At 65.8% G+C, this 13,093-nt stretch carries 15 protein-coding genes; 3 read left to right on the top strand and 12 right to left on the bottom strand.

Going from position 1 to position 13,093, the window contains the following annotated elements:
* The first annotated feature begins 4 nt into the window (after positions 1-4).
* Complete coding sequence (locus FHT98_RS03555; RefSeq protein ID WP_142112486.1) at positions 5-1,519, top strand: flagellin; 1,515 nt, start codon at positions 5-7, stop codon at positions 1,517-1,519.
* A gap of 75 nt (positions 1,520-1,594) precedes the next feature.
* On the opposite strand, the gene flaF is transcribed toward FHT98_RS03555, so the two are convergent.
* The 8 genes from flaF to FHT98_RS03515 all read right to left on the bottom strand — a co-directional run bounded on the left by flaF (position 1,595) and on the right by FHT98_RS03515 (position 7,768).
* Positions 1,595-1,966 carry a flagellar biosynthesis regulator FlaF gene (gene flaF, locus FHT98_RS03550; protein WP_061966871.1) on the bottom strand — a complete coding sequence of 124 codons (372 nt, stop codon included), beginning with the start codon at positions 1,964-1,966 and terminating at the stop codon, positions 1,595-1,597.
* Complete coding sequence (gene flbT, locus FHT98_RS03545) at positions 1,950-2,342, bottom strand: flagellar biosynthesis repressor FlbT (RefSeq protein WP_061966872.1); 393 nt, start codon at positions 2,340-2,342, stop codon at positions 1,950-1,952. The genes flaF and flbT overlap by 17 nt, the downstream gene beginning before the upstream one ends.
* A 49-nt stretch (positions 2,343-2,391) precedes the next feature.
* Positions 2,392-3,543: a flagellin N-terminal helical domain-containing protein gene (locus tag FHT98_RS03540; RefSeq protein ID WP_142112484.1), complete on the bottom strand. Its 1,152-nt coding sequence runs from the start codon at positions 3,541-3,543 to the stop codon at positions 2,392-2,394.
* Positions 3,544-3,742: 199 nt separating this feature from the next.
* Positions 3,743-4,885 carry a flagellin N-terminal helical domain-containing protein gene (locus FHT98_RS03535; RefSeq protein WP_061966874.1) on the bottom strand — a complete coding sequence of 381 codons (1,143 nt, stop codon included), beginning with the start codon at positions 4,883-4,885 and terminating at the stop codon, positions 3,743-3,745.
* Between the two features lie 244 nt (positions 4,886-5,129).
* On the bottom strand, positions 5,130-5,579 hold the full coding sequence (locus tag FHT98_RS03530; protein ID WP_142112482.1) for a hypothetical protein: 450 nt from the start codon (positions 5,577-5,579) through the stop codon (positions 5,130-5,132).
* Positions 5,580-5,803: 224 nt separating this feature from the next.
* Positions 5,804-6,292 (bottom strand): hypothetical protein, encoded by a 489-nt coding sequence (locus FHT98_RS03525; RefSeq protein WP_061966876.1) that lies wholly within the window; start codon positions 6,290-6,292, stop codon positions 5,804-5,806.
* Positions 6,279-6,635, bottom strand: coding sequence for a rod-binding protein (locus FHT98_RS03520; protein WP_061966877.1), 357 nt, complete (start codon positions 6,633-6,635; stop codon positions 6,279-6,281). The genes FHT98_RS03525 and FHT98_RS03520 overlap by 14 nt, the downstream gene beginning before the upstream one ends.
* On the bottom strand, positions 6,635-7,768 hold the full coding sequence (locus tag FHT98_RS03515) for a flagellar basal body P-ring protein FlgI (protein WP_061966878.1): 1,134 nt from the start codon (positions 7,766-7,768) through the stop codon (positions 6,635-6,637). Before FHT98_RS03515 ends, FHT98_RS03520 begins: the two co-directional genes overlap by 1 nt.
* A 226-nt stretch (positions 7,769-7,994) precedes the next feature.
* Here FHT98_RS03515 and FHT98_RS03510 point away from each other — a divergent pair, with 226 nt between their 5' ends.
* The gene (locus FHT98_RS03510) at positions 7,995-8,402 is read left to right on the top strand and encodes a flagellar assembly protein FliX (protein ID WP_248309134.1); all 408 of its coding nucleotides are present in this window, start codon (positions 7,995-7,997) and stop codon (positions 8,400-8,402) included.
* 19 nt (positions 8,403-8,421) lie between these two features.
* On the opposite strand, the gene FHT98_RS03505 is transcribed toward FHT98_RS03510, so the two are convergent.
* From FHT98_RS03505 to FHT98_RS03495, 3 genes are all read right to left on the bottom strand, one after another.
* A complete protein-coding gene (locus FHT98_RS03505) occupies positions 8,422-8,967 on the bottom strand; it encodes a 2,4'-dihydroxyacetophenone dioxygenase family protein (protein ID WP_091856521.1) in 546 nt (181 codons plus the stop codon).
* An 89-nt stretch (positions 8,968-9,056) separates the two neighbouring features.
* On the bottom strand, positions 9,057-9,794 hold the full coding sequence (locus tag FHT98_RS03500; RefSeq protein WP_142112480.1) for an SDR family NAD(P)-dependent oxidoreductase: 738 nt from the start codon (positions 9,792-9,794) through the stop codon (positions 9,057-9,059).
* Between the two features lie 77 nt (positions 9,795-9,871).
* A complete protein-coding gene (locus FHT98_RS03495; protein WP_142112478.1) occupies positions 9,872-10,693 on the bottom strand; it encodes a hypothetical protein in 822 nt (273 codons plus the stop codon).
* Positions 10,694-10,908: 215 nt separating this feature from the next.
* Here FHT98_RS03495 and FHT98_RS03490 point away from each other — a divergent pair, with 215 nt between their 5' ends.
* Positions 10,909-12,123, top strand: coding sequence for an NADP-dependent isocitrate dehydrogenase (locus FHT98_RS03490; RefSeq protein ID WP_142112476.1), 1,215 nt, complete (start codon positions 10,909-10,911; stop codon positions 12,121-12,123).
* 114 nt (positions 12,124-12,237) lie between these two features.
* Here the strand turns inward: FHT98_RS03490 and FHT98_RS03485 are convergent, their stop codons facing one another.
* Positions 12,238-12,903 (bottom strand): hypothetical protein, encoded by a 666-nt coding sequence (locus FHT98_RS03485; RefSeq protein ID WP_142112474.1) that lies wholly within the window; start codon positions 12,901-12,903, stop codon positions 12,238-12,240.
* Positions 12,904-13,093 lie beyond the last annotated feature (190 nt).

Here is a 13,093-nt window from a genome sequence, read left to right as displayed (position 1 = left end):
CGCGATGACCATCACCGCTTACGGAACCGGCGCCTATCGCGCGGCCAAGCCCAACGAGTTCGTTTCGACCCGGGCCCAGTTCGACGATCTCCAGCGCCAGCTCGACACCAAGCAGCGCAGCACGAGCTATGGCGACCTCGGCATCGACCGGCGCGTCAGCCTCGATCTCAACGCCAAGGTTTCGCAGATCGATTCCTGGCTCAGCGGCATCGAGCTGACCAATGTGAACCTCAAGCTCTCGTCGCAGAGCGTCGAGAACTTCGCCAAGCTCGCCAACGAGACGCGTACCGATACCCGTTCCAACAGCTACGTGCCGAGCGCCAGTGGCCGCTCTGCGCCGCAATTGCTGGCCGAGGAGAAGTTCAAGCAGGCGCTCGACCTGCTGAATACCGTGGTCAACGGGCGCTATCTCTTCTCGGGCAAGACCTCCGATACCGAGCCGACTGCGGGCTTCGACGAGATCATGAACGGAGACGGCGCCGGCAAGGCCGGACTGAAGCAGTTGATCGACGAGCGCAAGCAGGCCGATCTCGGCTCCGGTCTCGGACGGCTGACGACCGGCATCTCCGGCACGACGAGTGTCACGGTCGCCGACGAGAACCATGTTTACGGCTTCAAGCTGGCGGGAGCCACGTCGAGCTCCTCGGCCCTTGCCGTGACCTATAATGCGGGTACTCCGGCGAATCTCGCCGTCGACGTGACGGCGCAGCCCCAGCCGGGCGACAAGGTGACCCTCAAGCTGACCTTGCCCGATGGAACGCAGGAAGAGGTGACCCTCACCGCCCGGGCCGCCGGAACCGATGGCTCGGCCGCCGACAGCTTCCAGATCGGCGCGACGCCGGCCGATACCGCGACGGCGCTGAAAGCCTCGATCGACGCTGCCCTTGGCAGGGAAGCGAAGACGACGCTCCCTGCCGCCTCCGCGCAGGTGGCGGCCGAGGATTTCTTCGCCGGCAGCCCAAGCAATCCGCCGAAGCGGGTGCCGGGCCCGAACTTCGCGACGGCGACCGCACCACCGAGCAATGCCGGCACGGCTGCGACGACGGTGACCTGGTATCGCGGCGATGACGGCAGCGACCCTGCCCGCAATACGGCGACGGTCCAGATCGACCAGGGCCAGGTCGTGGGGACGGGTGCGCGGGCCAACGAGCAGGCCTTCCGCGTCGGCCTCGCCCAGTTCGCGATCATGGCGACCGAGACCTTCCCGGCCAGCGACGCGAATGCGCAGGCAGGTTACGAAGCGATGGCGTCGCGGGTCGGCGACAAGCTCGGTTTCGGCGACTCCGTCCAGAAGCCGGCTGAGATCATCACCGAGCTCGGCTCGGCCCAGACCGCGCTCGCCAGCGCCAAGGAGCGCCACCAAAGCACCAAGAACTACCTGATCTCGACACTCTCCGGCGTCGAGAACGTGACGACGGAGGAGGTCGCGACGCAGATCCTGTCGCTGCAGACGCAGTTGCAGGCGAGCTATCAGGTCACCTCGATGCTGTCGAAGCTGTCCCTGACCAATTACCTCTGAACGCAGAAAAACCCGCAAACAGAAACGCCGCCCATCGGGCGGCGTTTCTGTTTTCAGGTCTTCCGCGGAAAGGTATCAGCGGCCGCGCAAACCCGCGGCGATTTCCCGGTTGATGCTGATCAGCGCACCGAGGCCCTGCGGCTGCGGATCGGCCGAAATCTTGAACGTCTGATTGAAGATGAAATTGGCCAGGCCGAGGATGTTGGTCTTGATGCCGACCGGCAGAGGGTTGTCCTCGGCGATCATGGCGGAGACCAGCAGGGTCCAGAGGCGCCGGTTGTAGGTGAGGGCTTCGTCGACATCTCGCCCGCGCGCCTCCCAGTCGTCGGCGACGGCCTGAAGCCGGGTCGCGGCCTTGATCAGCAGGGAGGCTTCAAGTTCGCGGGGCGAAACGACGGATTGGGCAGTCTTGGCCGCGGCGGCGTAGGCGTTAAACCCGTTTTGCATTCTCGATCAATTCCGCTTCATAGGCGATCAGCTTTCTGGCCGCCTTCAGAGCCTTGTACAGGTCGTCGCTTAAGATGCGGTTATTGATCTCATGAACATGCGGCAGAGCGCTCGGCGCTGCATTGATGAACTCGCGCACGAGCTGGAAATAGGTCTCGTGCTCATGCGTCGGGTCCTGCGCCAGGTACATCAGCTGGATGGCGAGGTAGATCTTCTTGGCCGGGGTGTCGGCGCTGGCTGCGGTGAGAATGTCCTTCTCGCGCAGGATGGGCGCATCGCCCTCGATGAAGAAGCGCGTGCGCTGCTCGTCGTTGCGGATCACCACCTGGCCGATGATGATGCGCTCCTTGGGCTTGAGCTCGACCTTGAGGGCCATGTCTTGTCCTTGCCTTCTGGCGGAGGGGAGGGCTGTGCCGTCTTCGGCGTCAGCCGAAGAGCCGGAGCACGCCCTGGTCGGCCTGCGAGGCCAGCGACAGCGCCGTCTGCGAGAGCTGCTGGCGGGTGTTGAGCGCGAGCAGCTTGGCGCCTTCCTCGTTGGAATCGGCGAGAACGAGGTTGTCGGCGCCGATGGTCAAGGTGTTGATCATGTTCTTGGTGAAGTCCTGACGGGTCTGGATCACCGAGAGCTGCGAGCCAAGCGACGAGGCCGAGCTGCGCAGCGAAGTCAGCGCGTTGGTCAAGGCGTCGGAGGCATTGGCCAGGGCGTTGTCGTTCTGGAAATCGATGTCGCCGACGGCGGATCCCGCCTGGGCGATGCCGAGATTGGTCGCGCTGATCTCCTCGCCCTGGATGTCCAGCTTGTTCTGGGCTGCACCGGTCTTCTCGTTGAAGACGACCGAGAGAGCGTCGCCGGCCAGCAGGTTGATGCCGTTGAAGCCGGCGTCCTTGGCGAGCTCGTTGATCTGGCTGCGCAGCTCGTTGAACTGGTCGACGAGATTGGCGCGGATATCCGAATTGCCGGCGGCGACGACAGCGGCGGCGTCGCTGCCGGCCGCGCCGGTCACGGCGTCCGCGCCGGCGATCGTGAGTGCGTCCGAACCCGTACCCTTGATCGTCAGTTCGCCGGAGTTGTTGACCGTCGCGGTGGCGATGCCGGAATCATTGATCTTGTTGACGACGTCGCGGATCGTCTCGGTCGCGCCGATCGCCACGGTATATTCAGTGTTCCCGGCCGTGATCACGATGTTGCCCGCGGCAGCGACGTCTTTCGCGAGAGCCGCAGCCTTGGTCGCAGCGATCGCGGCACCCGTGGTGCTCGGACGGTTCTGGGCGGCGTCGGCCTGGGCCTGCTTGATGGTCGACTGGGCCGACTGCACCAGCTTGACGATCGCGTCGATACCTTTCGATGCCGTCTGGATCGTCTGAATGCCGTTGGAAATTCCATCCAGCAAGCCGCCGAGCTGGTTGGACCGGTCGTTCAGGCCGGCTGCGGTGAAGAAATTGATCGGGTTGTCGATGGCCGAATTGACGCGCCGTCCGGTCGCCAGGCGATTCTGGATCGCGCCCTGCTCGGCGGTGGTCTGCTGGAGCGTCAGCAGGTTGTTGCGCACGCCGCTGGTGAGAATCGTATTGGCCATGTCTGGGTCCTCTGAACGCGCGGCGCTACGCCCGCCCGGATTGCTTTGGACCGATCATTGTTTGTTAAGGCTAATAAACGGTTAATCGCGACGGAGAATCCTTGCTTGTAACGAAGAAAGCGGCGGAGCTTGCGCTCCGCCGCTTTCTTTTGTCTTCGGCCCAAATTCTGTGGGCAAGCCCGCTTCTGCGGACGAAGGATCAGAACAGGCGCAGGACGGCCTGATCGGCCTGGCTCGAAAGCGACAGGGCGGTCTGCGAGAGCTGCTGGCGGGTCTGCAGAGCGAGCAGCTTGGCGCCTTCTTCGTTGGTGTCGGCCAGCACCAGGTTGTCGGCACCCTGGGTCAGGGTGTTGATCAGGTCCTTGGTGAAGTCCTGGCGGGTCTGGACGACGCCCAGGCTGGAGCCCAGCGACGAAGCCGTCGAGCGCAGCGAGGTGAGGGCGTTGGTCAGGGAGTCGGCAGCGGTGGCGAGCTGCGTATCATTCTGGAAGTCGATGTCGGTACCAGCTTGGCCGATGCCGAGGTTCGTGGCGCTGATTTCCTCACCCTGAACCTTGAGCTCGTTCTTGGCGGCACCGGTCTTCTCGTTGAAGACGACGGAGAGTGCGTCGCCGGCGAGAAGATTGATGCCGTTGAAGCCGGCGTCCTTGGCGAGTTCATCGATCTGCGTGCGCAGGTCGTTGAACTGATCGACGAGGCTGGCGCGAACGTCGGAGTTGGCAGTGGCCGTCACGGCGGCCTGGTCGTTTCCGACCACGCCGGTAACAGCGTCGGCACCGGCGATCGTCAGAGCGTCCGAACCGGTGCCCTTGATCGTCAGCTTGCCATCGTTGCTGACCGAAGCGGTCGCAATGCCCGACTTGTTGATGTTGTTGACGACGTCGCGGATCGTGTCGGTCGCGGTTGCAGTGACGGTGTATTCCGTCGCGCCGGCGGTGATCGTGATGTCGCCGGCTGCGGCGACGGTCTTGGCCAAGGCCGCAGCCTTGGTCGTATCGATCGCGGCGCTGACGGTGCTCGGGCGGTTCTGGGCGGCGTCGGCCTGGGCCTGCTTGATCGTCGACTGGGCCGACTGGACCAGCTTGGTGATCGCGTCGATACCCTTCGAGGCGGCCGTGATGGTCTGGACGCCGTTCGAGATGCCGTCGAGCAGGTTGGTGAACTGGCCGGCGCGATCGTTCAGGCCGGCGGCGGTGAAGAAGTTGACCGCGTTGTCGACGGCGGAGTTGACCTTCTTGCCGGTGGCGAGACGGAACTGACCCTGCTGCGAGGCGGCGGTGGTCGAGGAGAGCGAGGAGAGCGCGTTGCGCACGCCAGCGGAGAGAGAGATCGTCGAGGCCATAATGAGAAACCCTTCTGGGATGATGCCTTCTGGCGCCGTGGCCGTTCTGGCCGCGACGAAAGGACCCTGCCGCGGCGCTTCGTAACGAGACGTAAATTTCGACGTTAGAATGCGCCGTTGACGGGGCAGCCTGCCGGCATGGTGAACGGCGAATTAAGGGCGGCGAGGGAGCCTTGAAACGGCGAAGGCCCGCTTGCGCGGGCCTTGCGGGAGGCAAGCCGGGACGTCGTGGATCAGGCCGGCTTCAGGCGGTCCGTTCGACCTGATGGGCCTCGCTGGCCTCGCGCGCCCGTTCGCTGAGCTCGCGCGAATAGGCGCGGAGTTTCAGGAGGACTTCGTCCGGCAGTTGCGAGATCGTCTCGCCGGTGTGCGGGTCCTTCTTCTGCAGCACGATCGCGCGCGTCTTCGGATCGATGATCAGCTTGCGCTCGACCGTCTCGTCGGCGGTGCGCGTGGCGGCGCGATCGTTCCGGTCGTTGGCGAATGCCCGGCGCTCGCCATCGGCGCGGCTCTGCGCGTCGCGTGCATCGGCGCGGACCTCGACATTGACGGCCGCGCCGGCAGAGGCGGATTGCACGGTCTTTTCGGGGGGGAGGTCCACGGCGACGCTGCCGGCCTGCGCCGTAACGTCCGAGCGGGTGACGGGCGGCGCGGCAGTCACGGCCGCGAGCCTGGGGGCGTTGCCAAAATCCATGACCACTCCTTCTGGAGTCGCTCACGGCGCCGTTGCGCCGTTCTCGTCCGGTGCCGGGAGCTGGACGTGCTACCCGACGCTGCGAGGATTGGCAGAAAAGATTGAATCCGGCGTCAAGAAATTAGGTAAATCTTTAGGGTTTCCGGCGCAGCCGGCGCGTAAACCCTTTATATACCAAGGGCCTGGCGGCTGCCGGCGGCGAGCCCGCCAGAGCAGGGCGCCGATCAAAGCCGGCGCGAGACGACCAACGGCCCGGAATTGGGACGGGCGAAGACACCGGCGCCGACAGTCGCGGTCGGGCCGTAGCCATTGGCCCGCATCGGCCGGTTGGCGTCGGCCGCGAGATCGCGAATGACGGATTCCGAGACGGCGCGCGCCGTCGCCAGAACGATCTGGTTGGTTTCGATCAGGCCCTGGAAGGCGTTGTGCGCCTCCTTCAACCGCTTGACCTGGTCCGGCACGAAGCGCGCAAGCGCCACGGCATTGAGCTTCACCTGCTCGACGCCGCGCATGTAGATGCCGGCGAGCTCGGTCTTGCGCGGCTCGCGGGTCATGGCTTCCGGCAGACGACCGGCACGAACCAGCTCGGTCTCCTCGCCCACGAGATGCGAGAGGGCGCCAAGCGCCTCCAGGACGGCTTCGATCAGGGCTCGGGCACCAAGCGCGTCGGCGATGCGCGGGCGTTCGTCGAGGACAGGCTTAGCGACCGGCATTCTGGACTCCGCCCGCGGCCTGTTCCTGGAGATTGATCAGGTCGCGCATGATCTGGTTGGAGAGGCCGATGCCGCCGGCCTGCTGGATCTGCTTGGCGTATTGCTGGGTGAGCTGCGAGCGCCAGATGCCGCCGCCGGTGCCGTTCTCGCCGAGCGGGCCTTCGGTGCCCTCGCTGGCGAAGAGCTTCTCGGTCATCTGCTCGAGGAACATGGTCTCGAAATCGTCGGCCTGCTTCTTCGCCTTGGCCTTGGCCGGGTCGAGCGCATCGGCAATGCCGCTGGCGACCTTGCCGGCGACGCCGAGGGCGAGATTCGCGGCGGGAAGCGCGAGGGCAGCAGTCATCACATCACCTCGATTTCGGCCTGCAGCGCGCCTGCCGACTTGATGGCCTGGAGAATGGAGATCAGGTCGCGCGGGCCGATGCCCAGCGCATTGAGCCCGTCGACCAGCTCGGCCAGCGTCACGCTTTCCTTGACCAGGGCAAGCTTGTTGCCGCCGCCGGTATCGACCTTGACGTTGGTCCGGGGCGTCACGACGGTCTGGCCGCGCCCGAAGGGCTCCGGCTGCGAGACCTGCGGCTGTTCGCTGATCGTGACGGTGAGGTTGCCCTGCGCCACGGCGACGGTGGAGACGCGGACATCCTTGCCCATGACGATGATGCCGGAGCGCTCGTCGATGACGATGCGGGCGAGCTGGTCGGGCTCGACGCGCAGCTGCTCGATATCGGTGAGCAGCTTGATCATGTTGCCCTTGAAGCGGGCCGGAATCTGCAAGGCCACGGTCGAAGGATCGGTCGGCTCGGCCGAGTCGCCGCCGACGAATTCGTTGATCGCGGCCGCCATGCGGCGAGCGGTGGTCAGGTCGGGATTGCGCAGCGACAGGCGCAGCGTCTGGAGCTTGTTCAGCGCGAAGTCGATCTCGCGCTCGACGACGCCGCCATTGGCAATGCGGCCGACAGTCGGCACGCCGCGGGTGATCTTGCTGGCCTCGCCCTCGGCCGAGAAGCCGGAGATCGCGACCGGGCCCTGCGACACCGCATAGACCTCGCCATCGGCACCGAGCAGCGGGGTGACCAGGAGCGTGCCGCCCTGCAGTGATTTGGAATCGCCCATGGCCGAGACGGTGACGTCGACGCGGGTGCCCTGCGTGGCGAAGGGCGGCAGGTTTGCGGTCACCATCACGGCGGCGACGTTGGCGGTGCGCATGTTGGCGCCGCGGGTGTTGACGCCGAGACGCTCCAGCATCGCCTGCAGCGACTGCTTGGTGAAGGGCGTGTTGTTGAGGGTGTCGCCGGTGCCGTTGAGGCCGACGACGATGCCGTAGCCGAGCAACTGGTTGGTGCGCACGCCCTCGACCGAGGCGAGATCCTTGATGCGTGAGAGCGCGAACACCGGCTGCGACGACAGGCCGACGACCACGGCCAGCAGAGCGGCCAGCGGCTTCAGCAGCGTCTTCAGGGCGGGGTTGCGGAACATGCGTCTGGCACCGGGGGTGGTTGAACTCATCCGGCCCTTGCGAGGGGCGTGCCAAATCGCTCGAATTTGAAAAGCCTTGTTTGTCAGTCCTTTGCAGTTCGGCTTCATGGTTGGGAGGCTCTTGCGGAGCCTGCGCTTCCTGCCGGGGCGGCAGTTTCTGCCGGGTCGTTTACCGGCTGTTAACCGTCTTCCGACAAGGTTTCATTAACCCTTCACGAGGCCGCCGATGATCAGGATCGACCAGCGCGCGCCCGTTTCGAATGCCGGCCCGGCCAGTTCCGCGAGGCGCTCGAGCGGCGCGGCCTTCACGCTTCCGACGCAGGATTCCGCCACCGCGACCCGCAGCAGCGGCGTCAGCGCGGCCGGCCCGCTCGATACGCTGCTCGCCGTTCAGGCGCAGGAGGACACGCAGGACCGCAAGCGCCGGCAGGCCAGGCGCGGACATGACCTGCTCGACGGGCTCGACCGGCTGAAGGCGGCGCTGCTCGCTGGCCGGGTTCTGCCGTCGGAACTGGAGCGGCTGCGCACGACGCTGGCGCTCAGGCGCGAGACGACGGATGACCCGCGCCTCGACGAGGTTCTGGCGCATATCGAATTGCGCGCCGCGGTCGAGCTAGCGAAGCTGAAGCGCTGAGGCGCCTCAGCATGCTGCATTACCGAATGAACTGGTCGACATACTCCGCCCCGAGGCCGTTCTGCGCGTAATGCGCGCGGCATTTGTCGATGCGGGTGAAGGTGTCGTCATAGCCGAGGCATTTGCCGTCCGGGTCGACATAGATCATCGCGCCGTTCACCTGGAACATGGTGATCATCTCCTCCACGTCGGGATCGACCACCAGCGTGTGCGTCTCGCCGGGCGCCTCGTAGACATAGGAGCCCTCGGTCGCGACCCAGTCATGCTCCAGATAGCGCCATTGGCCCTTCAGTACGTAGCCGTGGACCGGAAGCGGGTGGCGATGGCGCGAGAGCACGCCGGCGCGGCGAACCTTCAGCAGGTTCATCCAGTAGCCGCGCGAGACGCAGAAGAGCAGCGGGCGGAACCAGACATTGTCATCGACCGGCACCCAGACGCGCTCATCGGTCGGGATCACGTTCGGGACGATCAGCTCCGGCGGCGATTCCTTCGGCTGGGGATGGCGATAGGGCGTCCAGCGCTCCTCCTGGGTGGCCGCGACGGGGATCGGGCTCGTCGTGTTCATGGCGTCTCTCCCGGGCTGATGTTCTGATTCAATGCGCTTGCAATTCGATTCAGGTTTCCGGCTCAAGCTGTTGAGCCGGAGGCACTTTCCTAGACCGCGAGATAGCCGCCATCGACCGGCAGGATGGCGCCGGTGACGAACGAGGCTGCGTCCGAGAGCAGGAAGGCGATGGCGCCGCCGACATCGCCGGGCTTGCCCCAGCGGCCCATCGGCGTGCGAGCGATGATGGGCGCCGAGCGCTCGGCATCCTCGACCAGCGGCCGGGTCAGCTCGGTCTCGATCCAGCCGGGCGCGACCGCGTTGACGCGGATGCCGTCCGGGGCCCAGGCGGCGGCGAGCGACTTGGTGAGCTGGCCGATGCCGCCCTTCGAGGCGGCATAACCCGGCGCGAAGGCGGAGCCGTGGAAGGTCAGCATCGAGGCGATGTTGACGATGGCGCCGCCGGTCTTGTCCGCCCCCCTGGCGGCGAGCTTGTCCCTGGCGGCGACGCACATCCGCATCGTGCCGTTGAGATTGACCTCGATGGTCAGGCGGAAGGCGTCGATCTCGAATTCCTTGCCGCCGCGCTGGATCATGCCGGCGCAGTTCACCAGCGCATCGAGACGCGGGCAGGTCGCGACGATGGCGGCAACCTCGGCGTCGCGGGTCACGTCGAGCCGGGCATGCCGGATCGCAGGATGGGCCGGGGCCGCTGCCACCTCCTCCTCGGTCAGGCCGGTGGCGAGAACGTCGTAGCCGGCCTGTGCCAGGGCAAGCGCGGCGCCGGCGCCGATGCCGCGGGTGCCGCCGGTAACGAGAGCGAATTTGGTCGAAGCCGGGTTTGTCATGGAGCGAGGCTAGAGCGCTCCGGGCCCATGGGAAAGACTGGATGATGCAGGCCGCCATGCGATGGCGGCCGTGCCGGTCAGTCCCACTTGTATTTCAAGGAGAGCATGGCCCGGCCCTGCGTCTCGAAATCGCTGGCGACGAGCGGCACCTTGCGCGCCAGCGTCAGGTCGAAGGAAGTCTGCCAGGGCAGGTCGGCGAGCCTGGCGAGATCGACCGAGAGCTTCATCTCCGGCGTGAATGCCGTGTGGAAGCCGTCGCCCGGCGCGAAGACGTAATTGCCGGCCATGGCGAGCTGGGAGGTCAGGGTGAGATGCGGGAACAATTCCTGCCGGTAGCCGATCACGGCCTCGCCGGTCTGTTCGGGATTGCCGTAGAGCGAGCCACCGCCGCCGGTCGCGAGGCTCCAGATGAAGCCCTTCCGGGCTACCGCCGGCTTGCCCAGCCGCCAGCGCAGCTCCGCGTCGCGCGTCGCACCGACGCTCGCCGGATCGGAGAGCGTGGTCGAGAGCGAGAAGATGTCCTGCCCGAGCTTGAAGCCGACGGAGCGGTCCTGCGCCGCGCTCGTCATAGTCTGGCGCGCGGCGAAGCCCTTGCGGATGATGTCGACGGGAATCGGCGCCCGCGCCCGCAGATGGGCGCCGGATGCCGCTGCCGCCCGGCCGAGCGCGGCCAGTCCCGGATCGAAGACGAGGGCATCGGGGTCATCCGCGGCGAGTGCCGGAGCCGCCATCACGTCGGCATCGGGATCGATCAGCGCGCCGCGCGGGACCGGCAGCGGGGTGGCCGGTGCTTCCTCGGCCGGGATCGGCGCTGAGGCGAGGGCGGGGCCGAGCGTCGCCGCCAGAAGGATCGCGGCCGGCTGAAGTCCGGCGCGGAGGTCATGAATGAAACGGAACACGTCGTTCGTCCTGTCGCTATGACGAGCGGCAGAACAGACTAGGCCGGGAAGATGCCGATTTTGCGGCAATGCAGCATAATTCGGTGCGCAGCAGATTGGGCGAAAGCTGCGCTTCCCCCGCCGGCTCTAACGAGCTAGGAAGCGACCCAGCCGTGGATCGTGGCCGAAAGCCGCGATTTCGGATCGTTCTATCTGGAGAGAACAGGGGTCATCGCATGAGCAAGATCAAGGTCGCCAACCCGGTCGTCGACATGGACGGCGACGAGATGACCCGGATCATCTGGCAGAAGATCAAGGATACCCTGATCTTCCCGTATCTGGATCTCGAGCTCGATTATTACGACCTCTCGGTCGAGAACCGCGACGCGACCGACGACCAGGTCACGATCGACGCCGCCAACGCCACCAAGAAGCATGGCGTCGCGGTGAAATGCGCCACCATCACGCCGGACGAGGGCCGCGTGAAGGAGTTCAACCTGAAGTCGATGTGGAAGTCGCCGAACGGTACGATCCGCAACATCCTCGGCGGCGTGATCTTCCGCGAGCCGATCATCTGCAAGAACGTGCCGCGCCTGGTTCCCGGCTGGACCCAGCCGATCGTCATCGGTCGCCATGCCTATGGCGACCAGTACCGCGCCACCGATTTCAAGTTCCCGAGCAAGGGCACGCTGTCGATCAAGTTCGTCGGCGAGGACGGCAACGTCATCGAGAAGGAGGTCTTCAAGGCCCCCGAGGCCGGCGTCGCCATGGCGATGTACAATCTCGACGAGTCGATCCGCGACTTCGCCCGCGCTTCGCTGAACTACGGCCTGATCCGCAAATACCCAGTCTATCTCTCGACCAAGAACACCATCCTCAAGACCTATGACGGGCGCTTCAAGGATATCTTCGAGGAGATCTACCAGGCTGAATTCAAGGCCGAATTCGACAAGCTCGGCATCACCTACGAGCACCGCCTGATCGACGATATGGTCGCTTCCGCGATGAAGTGGTCGGGTGGCTATGTCTGGGCCTGCAAGAACTACGACGGCGACGTGCAGTCCGACACCGTGGCGCAGGGCTTCGGCTCGCTCGGCCTGATGACCTCGGTTCTGATGACGCCGGACGGCAAGACCGTCGAGGCCGAGGCCGCGCACGGCACGGTGACGCGCCACTACCGCGAGCACCAGAAGGGCAAGGAGACCTCGACGAACTCGATCGCCTCGATCTTCGCCTGGACCCGTGGCCTCGCGCACCGCGCCAAGCTCGACAACAATGCCGAGCTCGCCAAGTTCGCTTCGCTTCTGGAGAAGGTCACGGTCGACACCGTCGAGGCCGGCGACATGACCAAGGACCTCGCCCTGCTGGTCGGCGCCGAGCAGAAGTGGCTCTCGACCACCGGCTTCCTCGAGAAGGTCAGCGACAACATGCGCAAGGCGATGGCCGCCTGATTTGGGGCGCATCATTGCGTGGAATGAGAAGCCCGGCCGAAAGGCCGGGCTTTTTTCATCAGCGGTGACGGCAGGACGTCTTGACTTGAACCTGCCCGTCGCTGCGCGATCAGGTCAATTGACGGCGAAGCAGTAAAGCCGCCCGGCGCCGCCCGTGCCTTTCAGGGCGTCCTGGCTGCAGCCGCCGCGCGAGGCATGTGAGCTGTTCCAGGATTTCGCGGGTGGCGACTCGTCGAGCCCGGTGCGGTCATGGTGGCCCATCATCACCGCGCCCTCCGCGCCGCTTTTCGTATAGTTCCCGCAGGTGCGATCCTCGCCCGCGGCGAAGGCCGTGCCGTCGGGCTGCGAGCCGGTCAGGATGTCGTGCTCGTTGGGCGTGTCGCCGCGGCCGTTGACGGCTTCGCCCTTCTCGGTGAGCGCCGTCTGCTTGGTGAGGTTCGCCGCGCCGCCATGCAGGTCCGCGACGCTGTTCGCGATCACCGCACCCTTGGCATTGCGCCAGGGGCCGGCGCCGATCCGATCGCGCGCATTGACCGCGGCGGTGCTGCCGGCTGCCTGCGTCGACAGATAGGCGTGCCAGGTCTTGCTGCCGGCGCCGGCCGCCTGGGCGAGGCGCTGGCAAATCGCATCGGCACCCGCCAGCCCGCCGAGATCCGCGCCCTTGCCGGAGCCAGCGCTCGTGATGAAAAAGGTCATATCGGAGGTCTGAGCCTGGGCGGTGCTGCCGGTTAGCGCCAGCAATCCGAAGGTCGCAGCAAGCGTGACGTATTTTGCGCTCATCGTTCGGTCTCCCTGGTCTTCTTCGCTCTTGGCTAGGTTCGTTCAGCGACGCCCGCAGCCGGTGCAGGGGCAGCCTAACATGGCTTTCGGCCTGTTGGGGGCGGCCTCGGCATAGTCGCAAGGAAGTGACTGAAGGGGGCAGTTCAGGCGGCAGGGCGGTTTCGCTCAAGCCGCATCGCGATGTGTCCGG

This window comes from Allobosea sp. AK1, assembly GCF_006714945.1.
GTDB lineage: Bacteria > Pseudomonadota > Alphaproteobacteria > Rhizobiales > Beijerinckiaceae > Allobosea > Allobosea robiniae.
Note: the sequence above shows the minus strand (reverse complement) of the source record. Positions and strands in the feature narration are given on the sequence as shown.